At 66.6% G+C, this 19,555-nt stretch carries 4 protein-coding genes; 2 read left to right on the top strand and 2 right to left on the bottom strand.

The genetic code is table 11. The features are described from left to right. The first annotated feature begins 7 nt into the window (after positions 1-7). Positions 8-16,858, top strand: coding sequence for a right-handed parallel beta-helix repeat-containing protein (locus O3305_RS06300; RefSeq protein WP_269575623.1), 16,851 nt, complete (start codon positions 8-10; stop codon positions 16,856-16,858). 66 nt (positions 16,859-16,924) lie between these two features. Here the strand turns inward: O3305_RS06300 and O3305_RS06295 are convergent, their stop codons facing one another. Continuing rightward, positions 16,925-18,196, bottom strand: coding sequence for a metallophosphoesterase family protein (locus O3305_RS06295; RefSeq protein WP_269575622.1), 1,272 nt, complete (start codon positions 18,194-18,196; stop codon positions 16,925-16,927). A gap of 186 nt (positions 18,197-18,382) precedes the next feature. On the opposite strand from O3305_RS06295, the gene O3305_RS06290 reads away from it, so the two are divergent. Then, positions 18,383-18,814, top strand: a complete 432-nt coding sequence (locus tag O3305_RS06290) for a hemerythrin domain-containing protein (RefSeq protein WP_269575621.1) — start codon at positions 18,383-18,385, stop codon at positions 18,812-18,814. Here the strand turns inward: O3305_RS06290 and O3305_RS06285 are convergent. After that, the gene (locus O3305_RS06285) at positions 18,801-19,547 is read right to left on the bottom strand and encodes a Crp/Fnr family transcriptional regulator (protein WP_269575620.1); all 747 of its coding nucleotides are present in this window, start codon (positions 19,545-19,547) and stop codon (positions 18,801-18,803) included. The two genes, O3305_RS06290 and O3305_RS06285, sit on opposite strands and share 14 nt — an antisense overlap. Positions 19,548-19,555: the final 8 nt, after the last annotated feature.

Below are 19,555 nucleotides of genomic sequence, written 5' to 3'. Positions count from 1 at the left end.
ATTGTCCGTGCAGAAGCTGAACCGTGGCCGCCTGCTGCTGTCCACTTGCCTTAGTGGTGTAGCGCTGGCCTGGGCACCTGGCGCGCAAGCGCAGGCGCAGGACAAGACCCCCAATTGGCAGCCGCGGGCGGAAGTCGATGCCCGTGCCGCTGATGGCAGCAGCCAGGTCTCGTTCGAGCTCTTCACGCCGGTTGCGCAGAACGACTCGAACCTGCTGTTCGTCGCCGGCCGGATCGGCACCGACGAGCGCTATGACCGCAACGGATCGGTCACGATCGGCGGGCGCGGCAAGATCGGCGAGGATGTGGCGATCGGCGTCAATGCCGGCGTCGACTTCTACAAGACCGACATCACTTCGCGTGACCAGACCGCGGTGTCGTTCGGGCTCGAGGGCTTCACCTCGGTGTTCGACCTGCACGTCAATTATCGCCTGCCGGTCAATCGTCGCCGTACGATCGGCTATGTCGATCCGAATGCCAGCCCGGCAGGTGTGCTCTCGATCGAGAACAATCGTCTGATCGAGCGCAAGAGCGGGTGGCGGCTCGAGGAAGTGCCGCTTGCCGGCGCCAATGCCGAGATCGGCGCGACGCTGCCGCTCGGCAAGCAGCTCAGCGTGCGCGCTTCCGGCGCCGGCTTCGACTATCGCGCCGACGCGGCGAGCAAGGCCTATCGTGGCATCCGCGGCGGGCTCGAGCTCGGCATCGAGGATCCGCTGGGAACCGGAGGCCGCTTCTCGCTGGGCGCCGAGCTGCAGAACGACAATCGCTGGGGCACCCAGGCGCGCGGCACCGTGCGCCTGTCGATCCCGCTCGGGCGCGGCTCGCGGGATCGCAGCGCCGGTAACAGCGGCCTCGATCGCCAGATGGGCGAGCGGCTGCGTCGCGACTATGTGACGCCGTCGGGTACGCGCTACACCGATCTCACCAGCACCAACTTCGCAGTCGATGCGCGCACCGGCGTGGCGTTCGGCGGCGTCTATTTCACCAGCGGCTCGGGCACGGCCGGTGCAGCGGGCACCAGCGCCGCCACCACCACGCTGAGCGACGCGGTAACGCGGGCGGGCGCGAACGGCATCGTCGTCGCGCTCGGCAATGCCGGCACGATCGCCAGCACCGGCGTCACGCTCGCGACCAACCAGTATCTCGTCGGCGGCGCCAGCAGCGTCAGCGTGCGCCATTCGGACGGCTCGGTCAGCGCCTTCAACTTCGGCGGCACCAACGGCGTGATCGTCGGCAGCAACGCCGGCGGCGCGGCGGTGACGCTCGGCCAGGGCTCGGTGGTGCGCGACGTCACCGTCCGCGGCAGCGGCTCGGGCATTCTCGCGAACGGAGTCGGCGGCTTCGCGCTCGAGCGCGTGACCATCGAGAACACCGGCGCGGCCGGCCTCACGCTAAACAACACCACCGGCGCGGTGGTGATCGACGGCATCACCATCCGTGGCGGGGCCGGGGCGGGCGTGGTCGTCAACGGCGGCAGCAACGTCACCCTGCGCAACTCGACCATCGGCGGCGGCGCGGGCGCGATCGACATCAACGACGCCGGCGGCAACCTGACGACCACCCTGTCGAGCCTGACCCTGTCCGCGACCGGCGGCACGGTGCTCGACATCGACGGCTCGGGGGCGGGCACCGTCACGGTGGCCGGGCTCTCCGGCATCAACATCGCCGGCGGCAATGGCGAGACCGGCGGCTTCGCGGCGCGCTATGTCACGTTCGATTCCAGCACCGCGGCGGGCGTCCAGGCAGTCAATGCCGGTGCCATGCAGGTGGGCACCACCACCGCGCGCGTCGGCGGCGCCGGCGTCACGCTGACCGAAGTCGACGGCGCGCTCAGCTTCACCAGCCTCAACATCGCCAACAATGGCGGGACCGGCCTGACGGTTGCCAACACCAAGTCCGGCACCTTCACGCTGACCAACGCCGCGGGCACGGTCGACACCACGGCCGGCACCGGACTCAACCTCGACCCGCTGTTCATTGACCTGACCTTCTCGTCCGTGCGCTCGATCGGCGCGGCGGGCGCGGGCATCATCCTGAGCAACGTCCAGGGCTCGGGCACCGGCGGCAACGCGCTGACCATCGGCACGCTGACCATCACCAACAGCGGCCAGCAGGGCCTCTACATCACCGGCGGCTCGACCGGCCTGGTGACGATCGGCGGCGGCACGATCACCAACAGCGGCGGCGCATCGGTGCAGGTCGGCCAGTCCGGCGTGGCCGGCAGCGGCGGCACGATCGGGCTCAACTTCGGCGCGGCCATCACCGATGCGGGCGCAGGCCCGCTCGTCTCGCTGTTCAACGTCGGCGGCGCGATCCGCTTCACCGGCGCGATCAGCGGCGCCGGACCGATCACGATCAACGGCTCGCTCGCCGGCTCCAGCGTGACCTTCACCGGCGCGACCACCATCACCGGTTCGGCTTCGCCCGCGCTTTCGCTGAACAACCTGGCCGGCAGCACGACCTTCTCGGGCCTGCTCACCATCGCCAATCCGACGGGCACCGGAATCGTGATCGGCAGCGTGCCGGGCGGGGTGACCTTCGGCGATGTCGACATCACCGGCCTCGGCGCCGCCACCGGTCTGAACCTGACCGGCACGCAGGGCAACGTCACTTTCGGCACGCTCGACATCACGGGAACCGGTGCCGCCGGCTCGACCGGCATCGACCTGACCGGCGCGACCAATGCCGGCGCGGTAACCATCACCAATCCGAGCGTGATCCAGGGCGTCGATATCGGCGTGAACCTGACCAACGCGAACATCACCGGCAGCTTCCGCTTCGGCGACGCCAATGCCGCCGATGGCCTGGAAAGCCGGATCACCGCCAACACCGTGATCGTCGTCGCGGGCATGAACGCGACGCACGGCATCTATGATTTCGCCGACGTCCAGCTCGACGGCAACACCAACAACATCACCGGCGGCAGCTTCACCGCCTATTACGTCCTAGCCGGCGCGACCGGCGCGGGCACGGCGAACGATCCGGGCAGCATTGCCGGCGCCGCGGCTTCGGGCGCGCAGTATATCGTGCTGCTCAACAACCCGAATGGCGGGCAGGACGTCATCGACACCTCGGTCCTGGTCGGTGGCGCGCTGAACCTGACGGCCGGCCAGTCGCTGGTCAGCTTCCTCAATACCGATTTCTTCGCGGTGACCGGCGCCACCGTGCCGGCGAACCTGATCGTCTCGAACCTCGGGCCGACGGGCATCGCGAACACCTATGCCGGCTCGGGCGCGGCGATCCTGACCAGCACCACCGGCACTTCGACGCTCAACCTGGCGAATGACAGCCGTGTCGACGGCGTGATCATCCATAATGACGGGCTCGGCGTGGGCATCGTCGGTTCGGGCGTTTCCAATGTCATCATCCGCAATTCGACCGTTTCGGGCAATGGCGGCGCGATCAGCCTGATCGACGGCGGTACCGCCGCCTCGGCCACGCTCACCAACCTCAACCTGTCGGCAAGCGGCGGCACGGTGCTGAACCTGAGCGGCGCGGGGGCGGGGACGCTCAACGTGTCGGGTACCGGCATCAACATCGCCGGCACGGGCTCGGCGCAGGGTCTCGTCGCCAATGACGTGACGGTCGGCACGCTCAGCGTCGGCTCGGTGAGCACCGGGGCGGCCGGCGGTCTCGCTGCAGTGCAGGTCACGCAGGTGGCTGGCGGCACGCTGAGCATCGGCAACGTTGCCGTGAGCGGCGCCACCGCGGGTGTCGGCCTTGGTGTCGCGAACAACGCGGCGACGGTGAACATCGGCGCGGTGACCGCGACGAACACCGCCGGCATCGGCGTCGTCGTGTCGGGCAACACCGGCAACGTCACGCTCGGTGCGGTCTCGGTGTCTAACACCGGCTCCGATGGCGTGCGCGTCACCGGCAACAGCGGCAATGTCTCGATCGGCGCGGTGGCGTCCAACAACGCCGGTGGTTCGGGCATCCGTGTCTCGAACACCACCGGCAACGTCAATATTGCCAGCGCGTCGATCACCGGCGCCGCTGACGGCTTCGAAGTCTCCAACCTCTCGGGCAGTCTGACGGTCGGCGCGACGAGCATCGCGAACAGCACCGGCGTCGGCATCCTGGTCAACGGGGTGGGTGGCACGCTGAACTTCGGCGCCACCACCATCGCGAACAGCACGGGCGTCGAGCTGGGTGCGGGCAGCACCGGCACGATCAGCTTCGGCGACACCGACATCACCGGGCTGGGCGCGAACCAGACCGGCGTCGACGCGCGCAGCAGCGGCGGCACCGTAACCTTCGCCACGCTCGACATCACCGGTGCGTCCACCACCGGCACGCGCGGCATCGACCTGACCGGCGCGACCTTCGCCGGCAGCTTCACCGTTACCAACAGCAGCACGATCACCGGCGTCGGCACCGGCGTGGACCTCACCAATGCCGCGATCACCGGCAGCTTCCGCTATGGCGACGGCTCCAACACCGACGCGGATGGCGCTGCCTCGACGATCAACGCGATCACGCCGATCGCGATCGGCGGCCTCAACCAGACCGTCGGCAGCTACAATTTCTCCGACGTCAATCTGGTCGGCGACATCACCAACCTGGCGATCAACCCGGTCACCGTCTTCTTCGTCGAGCAGGGCCGTACCGGCGCGGGCACCAAGACCGATCCGGGCAGCCTGGCGGCGGCCGCGGCTTCGGGCGCGAACTATATCGTGCTGCTCAACAACCCGACGGGCGGGCAGGACGTACTCGACGTCGCCGGCCTCGGCACGCTGACGCTCGGCGCCAACCAGCACCTGGTCGGCTTCCTCAACGGCGATACCCAGGCGGTGGGCGGCGGCACGCCGGCGAACCTGTTCCTCTACGGCATCACGCCGGGCATCGTCACCAATCCCTATCTGGGCTCGGGCGCAGCGCTGCTCACCAATACCGGCGCGGGCGCGACGGTCACGCTGTCCAGCGGCTCGGCGCTCGATGGCCTGCGCATTGGCGGCATGGGCATCGGCGTGTCGGGTATCGGCGCATCGAACGTCTCGATCACCAACTCGATCATTTCAGGCAACGGCGGTGCGATCAGCCTGCTTTCGGGCGGTGTTGCCGCCTCGGCAACGCTAAGCAACCTGACGCTTTCCTCGACCTCCACGACGGGCGCGGCGGTGCTCAACCTGTCCGGTGTCGGCGGCGGATCGCTGACGCTGGGGGGCTCGGGGCTGAACCTTGCCGCGACCGGCGATGCGCGCGCCCTGGCGATCGATACCGCCACGCTTGGCAGCAACCTCAGCTTCGGCACCGTCACCGTGCAGAATTCGGATGGCTCGGGCGTCGCGCTCGCCAATATCGACGGCACCGGCAATCTGGGCTTCTCGAGCATCAACATCGGCGGCACCACTGCCGGCGCGGGCGTCTCGGTGAGCGGCAACACCGCGCAGATCAGCCTGGGCTCGGTCACCACGACCAGCACCGCAGGCGACGGCATCGAGATCCTCAGCAATGCCGGCATTGTCCTTCTCGCCAACTTCAACATCACCGGCGCGACCGGTGCGGGCCTGCGCATCAATGGCCTGACGGGCGGGTTCGCGACGCTTGGCGGCACGATCGCCAACAGTGCCACGGGCATCGAACTGACCGACATCGACGGTCAGGTGATCTTCATGAACACCGCGACGATCGCCAACCCGACAGGCACCGGCATCCTGCTCGGTGCGGGCAGCAGCGGCACGATCGAGTTCGCCAATGTCGATATCACCGGCCTTGGCGCGGGCACCGGCCTCGACGCGCGCAATGTCCTGGGCGATGTCCGCTTCACCACGCTCGACATCGCGGGCACCGGTGACTCCGCATCGATCGGCATCGATCTGGCTGGCGCGACCTTCGCCAGCAACCTGCTCGTCACCGATAGCAGCGCGATCACCGGCGTCGGCACCGGCGTCAACCTGACCAACGCTGCGATTACCGGCACCTTCCGCTTCGGCGACGGCTCGAACACCGACGCGAACGGCGCGGGCTCGACGATCAGCCTCAGCAGCACCGGCGTGCCTATCGCGATCACCGGCCTGAACGCGGCGATCGGCACCTATAATTTCGCCGATGTGAACCTGACGGGCGACACCAGCACGCTCTCGACCTCGGCTACGGTCTATTGGGTTGTGGAGAATGGCACCGGCGACGGCTCGCGCAACAACCCGGGCAGCCTGCAGGGCGCAGTGACCGCGAACCGCGATGTCATCATCCTGCTCAACAACCCGAACGGCGGCAACGACGTCATCGATGCGATCGGCGTAACCGACGGCGACAATCCGGGCTATACCGGTACGCTCGTCCTCGACGCCAACCAGCAGCTGCTCGGCTTCCTCAATGGCGACACGATCTCGCTGCCGGGCGGCGCGCCGGCCAATGTCGTCCTCTACAACATTGCACAGGGCGTTGTGACCAATCCCTTCGCGGGATCGGGCGCGCCGACGCTGACCACTACCCAGGGCGGTGGCGCGGATACGGTGCGTGTCCTGGGCAACAATCTGGTCGACGGGGTACGGATCACCGGCGCGGGCACCGGCATCTATGGTACGGGCGCGGCGAACGTCACGATCCGCAACAGCATCATCTCCGGTGGTGACAGCGCGATCGAGCTGGCCGCCGGCGGCAGCACTGCCAGCGCGGCGCTGAGCAACCTCGTGCTGACCACCACCGGCAATTCGATCCCGCTGGCGCTGTACGCCGTGGGTGGCGGCAGCATGACCATTACCCAGCTTGCGAACATCACGATCACCCAGGGTGTCGGTTCGCAGGGCGCCTATCTGGACGGGGCCACGTTCGACGCCGATCTCGCGACGGCGGGCTATCAGACCGTCGATGCTTCGCTGTTCATCGGCACTGCCGGTCAGCGGCTCACCGGCAACGCAGTCAATCTATCGAACGCGCTGGGCGCGCTCAACTTCACCGATCTGGCGATCTACAACCAGAGCGGCACCGGGATTCTTACCAACGGCACCGGCCTGACGCTGACGAGCGCAGCCGGCACGATCGATACGCTCAACGGCGCAGCGCTCTCGCTGACCGGCACGAGCATCGATCTGGTGCTGGACGGCGTGACGCATGCGGGCACCGGCAACGGCATCACCGCGCTCAATGTGACCGGCGCCGGCATCGGCGGCCGCGCGCTTGACGTGGCCAACCTTACCATCACCGGCGCTGGCAACGGCATATCCATCGGCGGAACGACGACCGGCAGCTTCGCCTTCGGTGCAGCTTCGAGCATCAGCGGCACGACTGGCGCGGCGATCGCGATCGGCACCACCACCGGCCCGCTCGACTTCACCTATGCCGGCAGCGTCAGCGTCACGGGTGCGTCTGCGCTGCTCGACGTGAGCGGCCATGCCGCGGGTACGGTGACCTTCACCGGCACCAGCAATCTCAGCGCCACCAACGGCACTGGGCTGAACTTCAGCAATGCCGACGGCACCTATGCCTTCAACGGCACGACCACGCTGAACGGCGGCGATGCGGGCATCGATATCCTGGGCGGCTCGGCTGGTACCTTCACCTTTGGTGCCGGCACCACGATCACCAACCCGACTGGTGCCGCGATCAACGTCGCCAGCTCGACGGCGGGTGTGACCTATCTCGGCACGGTCAACCAGTCGGTGGGCGCGGCGCTGAACGTTGCGGCACATGCGACCGGCACGCTGAACTTCAGCGGCGCCACGCTCAATGTCAGCGGCGGCGACGGCATCCTGTTCGACAATGCCGACGGCACGTATACCTTCGGCAGCGCAACGCTGACCGGCGGCGCACAGATCGGCATCACCAACGGCTCGGCGGGCACCTTCACCTTCGGGTCGGGCACCAGCGTCACCAACGCGGCGGGGGCGGGGCTGTTCGTCAGCAATTCGGCCGCCAACCTCACCTATTCGGGCCAGATCAGCCAGTCGCTTGCCGCCCTTGCCGCAGTCGACATCGGGACGCATTCCGGCGGGACGATCGACTTCACTGGCGCGACGTTCAACATCACCGGCGGCACCGGCATCTCCTTCTTCGATGCGGACGGCACCTACAGCTTCGGCGACCTGATCCTCTCCGGCGGTGCGCGCCTGGCGATCCTGGGCGGCTCGGCCGGCACCTTCACCTTCGGCAATGTCGACATCACCGGCCTCGCGGCGAACACCACGGCGGTGAACCTGACCGGCGCGACCGGCAACGTCACCTTCGCCACGCTCGACATCACCGGTGCCTCGAACACCGGCACCCGCGGCATCGACATGACCGGCAGCACGACTGCCAGCAACGTCATCATCAGCGGCAGCAGCACGATCACCGGCGTGAACATCGGCGTCGATCTCACCAATGCGGCGATCACCGGCACCTTCCGCTACGGCGACGGCTCGAACACCGACGCCAATGGCGCGGCTTCGGCGATCACCGCGGTCACCCCGCTCGTCATTGCCGGCCTCAACGGCGGCACCGGCACCTACAATTTCGCCGACGTCAAGCTGACCGGCGACACCACCAATCTGTCCGTCTCGGCCTATTTTGTGCTCGAGGGCGCGACCGGCATCGGCACCTTGACCGACCCGGGCTCGCTGGCGGGCGCGGAGGCGTCGGGCGCGACCTATATCGTGCTGCTCAACGACCCGACCGGCGGCGGCGATACGCTCGACGCCACGGCGGGCGCAGGCGGTTCGCTCGATCTCGCGGGTGGCCAGTCGCTGCTCAGCTTCCGCGACACCGACAGCTTCATGGTTGACGGCGGCGCACCGGGCAATGTGCTGCTGTTCGACGTGCAGGCCGGCCTGATCTCGAATCCCTTCGCCGGCTCCGGCGCCCCCACGCTCACGGCGAGCGGCGCCAACGCCACCGTCACGCTGGGTGGCGGCAACACGATCGATGGCGTCATCATTACCAATTCGGGCACTGGCGCGGGCGTGCTCGGCAACGGTGCCGCGGCGCCCATTGTCATCCGCAACAGCACCATCTCGGGTGGCGCGGCGGGCGCGCTGCGCATCTACGACAACGCCGCGAACGTCACGCTGGCGCTGAGCAACCTCACGCTTGCCGCGAACGGCGGCAACATCCTGAACCTTGACGGCAGCGGCACCGGTACCTTCACGGTTACCGAGCTGGCCAATCTCAATGTCGTGCACACGACGGAGACCGGCGGCTTCATCTTCAACGACCTGACCTTCGATTCCAACACGGTTGCCGCCGGCCTCCAGGCCGTGTCCGCCGGCGCCCTGACGCTCGGCACCACGGCTTCGCGCATCACCGGCGATGGCCTCAGCCTGACCAACGTCACCGGCACGCTGAACTTCACCGATCTCAACATCGCCAACAATGCCGGCACCGGCCTGACCGTTGCCAATTCCAAGGCGAACGACTTCCTCCTCGGCACCACCGGCGGGGCGATCGACACCACCAACGGCACCGCGATCAACCTCGATCCGCTGAAGATCAACATGGTGCTCGGCTCGGTCGGCTCGACCGGCGGCGCCTATGGCATCCTGCTCGATCAGGTCGAGGGCAGCTTCACCGTCACCGGTGCGGTCAATATCAGCGGCGCGACCAACACCGCGATCGCGATCCGCGACAACACCGGCCAGACCGATCCGATGCACGCCCTTTTCCAGGGCGCGGTCACGGTCAACAACACCACCGGCGCAGGCGTCGCACTCACCAACAACACCGGCGCGACGATCGACTTCACCGGTGGCCTGGGGATCACGACCACCACCGGCAGGGGCTTCTTTGCCACGGGTGGTGGCACGCTCAGCATCACTGGCACCGGCAACACCATCACCACCGGCGACGCCACGGCGCTGGCGCTGGGCAACGTGACGGTCGCCAATGCAGGTGTTTCGTTCAGCAATATCACTGCTGCGCCCGCTGCGGTGCAAGCCGTGCTGGCGAGCGGGACCGCGCTCAACGGCGCGCTCAACATCGGCGGGCTCAACATTGGCGGCGGTAGCACCGGCGTTCTGTTGCAAAGCCTGAGCGGGACCGGCGGCGTCAACTTCACGGGCACGCTCGATCTCGATACCACGGGAGTCGGCTTCGACCTGAACGGTGCGGTCGGCACGGTCAACATCGCCAATGTGGCGGGCTCCACGCTGACGATCGACGGCGCCTCGAACGGCATCCGCCTCAACGGCATGACCAGTGGCACGGTCAACGTCGCGACCAGCGCGAGCGGCGGGACCGCTTCGATCGGTGCCAGCACCAGCTCGACCGTGGCGGCGATCGGCATCACTGGCAGCTCCGGCGGCACGCTGAACTACGGCGGCACGATCAATGCGGGCGCCGGCTCGGTGCTGTCCGTGTTCAGCAGCAGCATGCTGGCCACGCTATCGGGTGCGATCACCTCGACCACGGCCGGGGCCGCGTTCAGCTTCTCCGGCGCCGGCGGCATCTACACCATCTCCGGCGCCGTGAGCCACAACGGCGGCGCGGGCGTTAACATCAACGCGACGAGCACCGGCAATGTCAGCTTCCTGAACGCGAGCAAGACGTTCAGCACGGGCGCCAACACCGCGTTCAGCATGGTCGGCACCGGCACGCTGTCGCTGCTCGGCGGCGGGCTCGGCATCACCACCACCAGCGGCACCGGCTTCAGCGCGACCGCCGGCACGGTTTCCGTCCTCGGTTCGGGCAACACGATCACCACCGCCACGGGCCAGATCCTTGGCCTGAGCGGTGTGACCAGCGGCTCGGGCGGCATCACCTTCGATGCGCTCACCGCCACCGGCACGGTCGCCAACAACGGCATCCTGCTGAGCGGACTCAGCGGCGCGGCCTTCAACGGCGGCACGGTCAGCATCGCCAATGGCACCAGCGGCGCCGCCAATGACGGCATCAAGGTGAGCACCGGCACCGCGGCGATCACCTTCGGCAACACCACGATCGGCCTGGCGGGCAGCAACGCCATCGAACTGCTCAACAGCAATTCGGCGGTGACCTTCGGCACGATGAATCTGGCCGGTGCGAATGGCAGCACCGTAGTCATCGCCGGCTCGACCGGCCCGGTCACCCTGGGCACCGGCTCGATCACCGCCACCGGCGCGGCCAATTATGCGGTTTCGCTCACTGGCGGCACCGCGGACGTTTCGGTGGGCTCGACGCTTGTCGGCACCAATATGGTCCAGATCGTCGATCATGAGATCGGCACCGTCACCTTCAGTGGCGACATGGCATCGACCGTGGGCGGCATCTCGGTCACCAACGTCAATTCGGGCCTGATCACCTTCACCGGCCAGACGCTTGCGTTGAACGCCACCGCCTTCGGCGTCTCGATGGCCGGCAACAGCGGCGGCACGATCGACTTCAATCCGACGGCGGGCGGCAACGGCCTCGACATCGTCAGCACTGGTACGGGCTTCAGCGCCGGCTCGGGCGGCACGGTCATCGTGCGCGGCGTCGGCAACTCGATCAGCACCACCGGTACTGGCACGGCGCTCAGCTTGCAGAACGTGACCATCGGTACCAATGGCTTCACCTTCGGCAGCGTTAGCGCCAATGGCGCGACGACCGGCATCCTGCTCAACGGCGTCAGCACGGTCGCGCCGGCGATCAGCCTCGGCACGGTCAACCTGCAGGGCATCACTTCGCGCGGCATCGACGTCACCGGCATCCTCGGGACCGGTCTGTCGATCACCGATCTCGATATCGGCCTGAACAGCAACAGCGCGGTGGCGCTCGACCTCAACGGCGCCACGCTCTCGGCGCCGATCATCATCGGCGACTTCGACGTCACCAATTCCGGCGGCGCGGGCACCAGCATCGGTGTCGATCTGCGCGGCACGCTCGGTGGCGCGAGCATCCTGCTGGGCGGCCAGATGGGCGCCTCCAGCTCGATCGCGGGCGTCGGCACGGGCATCTATCTCGATGCCTCGACCAACGCGCTGCTCACCTATGGCGACGGCGAGTCGGGCATCGACACGGGCTCGACCATCTCGGCGACCACCGCGATCGACGCGACCAACGCACCGACCGTCGGCACCTACGACTTCCGCGACGTTGCCTTCTCGGGCAGCCCGGGCGCCGGTTTCGGCCTCAACAAGATCTATTTCGTCGATGCGGACGGCGCGACCGGCGGCGGCAATGGCAGCGGTGCAGACGGCAACAATCCGATGACGCTGGCTGCGGCGGAACTGATCGCGGCGGCGCAGGACATGATCGTCCTGATCAACAATGGCAGCGCGATCAGCGCGGCGGGCTCGAACGGCAATGACTCGCTCGTCCTGGCATCCAACCTCCAGGTCCGCGGCTTCGGAGACGGCGTCGGCGGGGGTGCCGGCACCGGCAGCGCGCCGATCAACATCACGCTCACCGTGCCTTCGACGATCCTGCTGTCGGGCGGCACCAGCTTCAACATTGCCGATCCCACCGGCAATGGCGCAGCGACGCTCACCAGCGCGGCGGGCAGCAACGTGATCACCCTGGGTGCCTCGAACAACCACCTGTCGGGCTTCATCCTCGACGGCCTTTCGACCGCGAACCGCGGCATCAAGGACAATGGCGCGGGTGCGACCAATACGCTGATCGACTATATGACGATCCGCAACTTCGTGACGCGCGGCATCGAGATCACGCCGTCGACCAACACCACGGTCGACCATGTCAACTTCGCGAACAATCCGTCGGATCTGTTCTTCAACGCCGCCGGCACGGTAATTACCAACGTTACCAGCAACGGTGCCACCGGCACTGCGATGACCCTGGTCAACACCACCGGCACGACGACGCTCACCAACGTGAACATCAACAGCGCTTCGGCGGGCATTCTGTTCAGTGCTTCGGGTGGCACGATCAACGCGACCAATGTCGATATCGGTGTCGCCAACGGTGCGGGCCTGACCATCGCCGGCGGTACGGGCTCGTTCAACTTCGACTCCACCAGTTCGATCAGCCAGGCAGGCGCGGACGCGGCGCTCAGCGTCAGCGGCGGCCACGCCACTGGCACGCTGGCCTATGCCGGCACGATCGTCGCTTCGAACGGCACCGGCCTGCAGTTCGACAATGCCGACGGCACCTACAACTTCACCGGCACCACGACGCTGGCCGGCGGCGATGCGGGCATCGACATCCTCAACGGCTCGGGCGGCACCTTCAGCTTCGGCGCGGGAACGTCGATCCTCAGCCCGTCGGGCACGGCGTTCAATGTCTCGGGCAGCACCGCGGCGATCACCTATAGCGGCAGCATCATCCAGACGAACAACGCGGCGCTGGTCTCGTTCCTCAATCATTCGGGCGGCACGGTTACCTTCCAGACCGGCGCGCTGGATGCCAACAACGGCATCGGCCTGCAGTTCGACAATGCCGATGCTACCTACAACTTCACCGGCACGACGACGCTGCACGGCGGCGATGCCGGGGTCGACATCCTCAACGGGTCGGGCGGCACCTTCAACTTCGGCACCGGCACCTCGATCACCAGCCCGACGGGCACGGCGTTCAACGTCTCGGGCAGCACCGCCGCCGTCACCTACAACGGCGACATCACCCAGGCGAACAACGCCGCACTGGTCAATGTGCTCAACCATTCGAGCGGCACGCTGACCTTCCAGACGGGCACGCTGAGCGCCACCAACGGCACCGGCCTGCAGTTCAACAATGCCGATGGCACCTACAACTTCACCGGCACGACGACGCTGAACGGTGGCGATGCCGGCATCGACATCGTCAACGGCGCGGACGGCACCTTCAGCTTCGGCAGCGGCACGGCGATTACCCATGCCGCTGCGGGCGACGCCTTCGTTCTCACCAGCAGCAACAGCGGCCTGACCTATGCGGGCAGCATCGATGACAGCAACGGCTATGCCGTCCGCATCGACAACCACGCTGCCGGTACGGTGACCTTCGGTAGCACCAGCACGATCGCCTCGAGCGGCGCCAATGCGCTGGGCCTGAGCGTGACCAACAATGGTGGCGGCACGGTCAGCTTCAACGGCACGACCACGCTGTCGACCCAGGCCAACAACGCGATCACGCTGACCAACAATGCGGGTAGCACCGTCGGGTTCAGCTCGGTCGGCAGCAGCCTGGGCGTCACCACGACCAGCGGCACCGCCTTCACCATCGCGAACGGCGGCACGATCAACGTGCAGGGTCCGAACAGCACCATCACCACCGGCTCGGGCACGATCCTCGACATCAGCAACACTGCGGGCGTGACGTCGACGCTGAACCTGAACTTTGCGAACGCCAGCAACACGCTGGGCACCAACGGCATCCTGGTCACCCGGACGGCGGGCACGCTCACCGGTAGCGTCACCATCAACAGCGGCGCGATCACGGCCAGCAGCCGCGGCATCGACTTCAGCGGCGGCACGCTGTCGCTCGACTATGCCGGCAGCGTTGCCACCAGCGGCACCACCGCCCGCTCGGTCGAAGTGACCAACATCACCGGCGGCGCCATCACTGTGTCGGGTAATCTCACCGACAATTCGCAGGGCATCAACATCGCCAACAATAGCGGCGGCTCGATCAACTTCTACGGCCAGAGCATCACGCTCAACACCGTGGCGAACGTCAATGCGGTCACGCTGGCCAGCAACACTGGCACCAACATCACCTTCTCCTCGGCGGCGGGCGGCAATGGCGTCGACATCACCGCGTCGGGCACCGGCAACGGTATCGACTTCACCGGCGGTGGCAGCCTGATCGTCTACAGCACCGGCAACTCGATCCAGACCGCGACCGGCCAGATCCTCAACCTGGTCAACGGCAGTGTCGGCTCGCTCGGCCTCGTCTTCGACTCGCTGACCAGCACCGGTTCGACCAACGGCAGCGCGATCAACATCAGCAATGTCGATGGCACCGGCACGCTGAACGCCACCACCGTCTCGATCGCCGGCACCACCGGCGTGACGGCCGACGGCATCTTCTACGGCGGCGGATCGACGATGAACGTCAATCTCGGCACCGTGACGATCGCCAATACCGGCGACGAAGGCATCGAGATCAACGGTGCGGGCAACGGTACCTTCACCGCGGGCAGCGTCACGATCAACAACACCGCCGGCAACGGCGTCGAGATCAACGGCTCTACCAATACCGTGAACCTGGCGGCCGGCGCGATCGGCGCCACCAACGATCCGACCGGCTTCGGCGTCTACATCCTGAACGGCACGGGCGGGATCAGCATCGCCTCGTCGATCACCAAGACCACCAGTAACAACGTGGTGTTGGTCGATAACCACGAGACCGGCAACGTCACCTTCTCGGGCGCCATCAGCGCCACCGGCGGGCTCAACAACGGCATCGTCGTCCAGAACGTCAATTCGGGCACGATCAGCTTCCTGGGCAACACGACGCTGAGCACCGGCGCGAACACCGCCTTGAACCTGCTCAACAACACCGGCGGCACGATCAGCTTCCCGAATGGCGGGATGGCGATCACCACCAACAGCGGCACCGGCTTCAACGCCACGGGCGGCGGCACCGTCACCACGGCGGGTAGCGGCAACACGATCACCTCGACCACGGGCACTGCGCTCAACGTCGTCAACACCACGATCGGCTCGTCGGGCCTGCGCTTCCAGAGCATCTCGTCGAACGGCGCCTTGAGCGGCATCATCCTCAACAACACCGGCTCGTCGGGCGGCATCAACGTCACCGGCACCGGCGCGGCAGGCTCGGGCGGCACGATCCAGAACTCGATCGGCGAGGGCATCAGCCTGACCAGCACCGAGAATGTCCGCCTCGCCTATATGAACGTCACCAACAATCTGGGTGACGGCATCGGCGGCTCGAACGTCAACGGCTTCCTGATCGACAACATGCTGATCAGCGGCAATGGCAACGATGCCGGCACCGATGAATCGGGCATCAACATCACCGAACTGACCGGCACCGCTTCGAACGGTGCGCGGCCGACCGGCATCTTCAACTCGACGATCCAGAACAACAACGAGTTCGAGGTGCAGATCACCAACTCGACCGGCACGCTGACCAACTTCCAGGTGGTCAACTCGACCTTCGCGTCGAACGGCGTCGGCATCAACGGCAACGGCACCAGCCCGCACGGCAACATCTTCAACTTCCTCGGCACGGGAACGTCGGCGATGGGGATCAGTGTCTCGGGCAGCAACTTCACCGGCAACTGGAACGCGGCGAGCCCGCCGACCACGATCGTCGGCAGCGGCCTGTTCGCCGACAGCACCGGCACCAGCATGACCGTGCAGGTGAGTGGTTCGTTCTTCACCAACACCAATAACGGCATCAACGTCTCGACCGGCCCGGGCTCGACGACGCTGACCTACAATATCGACAACAACAATTTCGTCGGCACGCGTTCGACTGCGATCAACGACTTCCAGAACGGCAACGCGCCGTTCACCCGGACGGTCAACGGCCGGATCACCAACAACATCATCGGCAACAACGCCGTGACCAATTCGGGCTCGAATGTCGGTGCGGGCATCAGCATCAGCAACGAAGGCGGCGTGAACGCCAACTATCTGATCAGCGGCAACACGATCCAGCAGATCCAGACTTCGCAGGGCATCGTGGTCAATGTCGGCCTGGTCGGTCAGGCGACGGGCAACCTCACCACCAACGTCACCATCCTCAACAACACGATCCGCAACATCAACGGCAGCCGCGGGCTCGTGATCAACAACAACCAGAATACCGGTGGCTTCCCGACGGTGAATGTCAGCGTCTCGGGCAACAGCTTCTCGGGCATCGCAGGCCAGGCGGGCAACGGCCAGTATCTGCGCCTCTCCGCCAGCGGTGGTGGCACGATCAACGTTACCCAGGGTCAGGCGACCGCCAGCGCGATCGCCAGCGAGCTCGATGACGCCAACGGCTTCAACGACACGACCAAGATCAGCATCGGCACCGGCACGTTCAACTATGGCCAGCCGGCGCCGACCCAGCCGCCGGCCTCGGTGCCGCTGCCCTGATAAGGAAAGAGCGCGGCGGGCATCCCCGTCGCGCTACTTTCTTGCCGTTCCGAATTGGGGAGGGTGCTATTTGCGCCCAAACCGCGCGCGATAGTCGGGCAGTTCAAAGCTGAAATCGTCGCGTTTCAGATATTCGGCGTCGCTGAGCTTTGCCATACCCTCATGCGCCTTGTACCAGGCGGCATAGTCGGGCAGCTCGGTGCTGAACTTCTTGTAGAAGGTCGACCAGGTGCGCACCTGCACGCTCGGCTTCGGTCCGTCGAGCCGGAAGGTCAGCAGGCGCATCCAGCCGTCGCCCAGGGTAGCGTTGGCGTTCTTCCAGCCCAGCTCCTTCGCAACCTGCCAGCGCCCCTGATAATCGGCGAGCATCTGGTGCACCTCGTGCCCGGCCAGGTTGTGGTCGACGCTATAGCCCTGGCCGCCGATATGGCCGCTCAACACCAGGAAGATCTGGTCGTTCTCGCTGATCAGCTTGTCCCACACCATCTGCGGGTTGTTGTCGCGGTGATCGAGGATGCTCTGGTCGAGCGCCGGGGTATCGGCATGCGATCCGTCGCGATCGAGGTATTTGTGGGTGCTGACGATCGTCGGCACGTCGGGGAAGCGATGCAGCACGCGCTTCGCCCAGGCTAGCGAGGCATCGGGGGCATCGAACTGCAGGCCGATATGCAGGAACCGGCACTTGCCGACGGTGAAGAGCTGCGCACTGTCCGCGCCGCCGTCATGCGCATCGACATACCAGGGCTGCCCCTTGAAGAACTCGGACTGGTCCGAAAAGGCCGAGCGGAATCCGTCCAGCCCGCCCAGGTGGCGCAGTCCGATCCTCAGCGAGTCCTTGCGCTCGGGCTGCGGCGGATAGGCGGGATCGGTCCACAGCGCGTCATAATCGTGGTTGCCGGGCACCACCGAGAAGGGAAGCTTGCCCTTGAGGATCTCGAAGCCCCTGATCGCTGCCGGAATCTCGAATGCGCGCGTTTCCTTGCGCGGCCCCTCGGCGACTTCCGAGCTTCCCGAATTGGGCATGGCCCTGAAGCCGCGCACCTCATGCTCCGGGTCGGTCCATTCCGAATAATGCTGCCAGACATCGCCGACCTGGGTGGCGAAGACGATGTCGCCGCCGGCGCTGCGCGCATTCGCGGCGATCCAGCGCATCTGCTCATAGAACAGCTCGACGCCATCGAGCGGATAGCCCGCCGCCTTCTGGTGGGTGTAGTCGGTATAGTTCTGCGTGTCGGGGATCATCGCGATCGTGAACTGGCCGCACTTGGGCTGGGCCATCGCCGTCGTGGAGGCGAGCAGGGCAAGGGCGGTGCCGGCGGCAAATCGGAAGCGCTTCATCTGGACCTCACTGGGGCTGGGCAGGCGCTGGCTATCACCACCCGCGGCGCCAGGCGAGCGCCGGTTGCGACGGGCGTCCGGAGCCTTTTGACGTCCGTCAAGTTGCGATCGCCGGCGACGGGCTAGATCGGGCCAGATGCGAAAGATCACATCATGACGGTCCCCCCTTCGCCCTTCGATGTGCCCATGAACATTTCGACGTTCGAGATACTGGAAGACGACCACGTCGTGCAGCGCAGCCTGTGCCACGAGCTGGAGATCGTCGCCGATCGCCTGCCGTCCCTGCCGGCGGCGGACGAGATATTGCGGCTGTGCAAGTCGATCCAGCGGGTGACCGCCACGCACTTCAACCGCGCCGAGCGGCTGTTCGCGGACCTGCCGCTCGCGCACCGTCCCGGGCCTGCCTTCCTCTCGGCGCTGCACGAGATGCACCAGTTTGATCGGATGCACGGCGAGGATCTGGCCAGCGAGCTGTGGCACAGTATCGAGCCGGAAGGCGAGCGTGACGTCGGCAAGCTCTCCTACATGCTGCGCTGCTTCTTCGATGGCTGCCGCCGGGCGATCGCGCTCAAGGAGAGCGGGATCGAGATCGCCCGGCGCGGGCTCATGCCGGGTTGAGGATTGCCCGTAGCCGTTCTTCGCCCAGCACCGTGCAACCGCGATCGCCCTTGGCGAAGGCGAGGATGCCCGCCGCCTTGAGCTGCGAGAGCTGGCGGCTCACCGTCTCGATCGTCAGCCCCAGATAATCCGCCATCTCGCCGCGGCTGATCGGAATCGCGATCAGCACCCCGCCATTGCCGGCCGGCTGCCCCGTGCGCTCGACCAGGTCGAGCAGGAAGCCGGCGATCCGTTCCTTCGCGTTGCGGCGGCCTAGCGCCAGCATCCGGCTGCGTGCATCGCCCAGGGCGGCCAGCGTCCGGCGGAGCAGCATCCGCTCCATGCGCGGATGATCCTCGAGCGTCCGTTCGAACGCCGCGCGGGGGTAGGTGCACAGATCGGTGTCGCACAGGGTGGAGACCGTCAGCGTCGCGTCCTCCTCGAACAGCTCGCCGACAAAATCGCCCGGGAACAGCAACCCGACGATCTGCTCGCGCCCGTCCTCGGTCGAGGCCGTCATCTTGAGCATCCCCTCTACCACCGTGGCGCAGTGATTGTTCTGGTCACCGGCCCAGTTGAACACCTGGCCCGCAGGCAGGCTGCGGCGGCGACCGATCGCATGCAGTGCCGAAATCTCGCCATCGCCCATCGCCGCGCAAAGCGAATTGCCGCGCGCCTTGCACGCCTGGCAGCGGGCAGGCGCGCAACCGGGAACGGTGGGCGTACGATCGAGGAGCAGGGCGTCGGTGAGCATGAGGGGAC

Origin of the sequence: Sphingomonas sp. NIBR02145, assembly GCF_027359115.1 — a bacterium.
Taxonomy (GTDB): Bacteria; Pseudomonadota; Alphaproteobacteria; order Sphingomonadales; family Sphingomonadaceae; genus Sphingomonas; species Sphingomonas kyeonggiensis_A.
This window is presented reverse-complemented; position numbering and strand designations above follow the sequence as displayed.

Coding starts and splice junctions, on each gene's coding strand:
- O3305_RS06295 (WP_269575622.1), bottom strand. CDS start 18,196: ATGAAGCGCTTCCGATTTGCCGCCGGCACCGCCCTTGCCCTGCTCGCC.
- O3305_RS06290 (WP_269575621.1), top strand. CDS start 18,383: ATGAACATTTCGACGTTCGAGATACTGGAAGACGACCACGTCGTGCAG.
- O3305_RS06285 (WP_269575620.1), bottom strand. CDS start 19,547: ATGCTCACCGACGCCCTGCTCCTCGATCGTACGCCCACCGTTCCCGGT.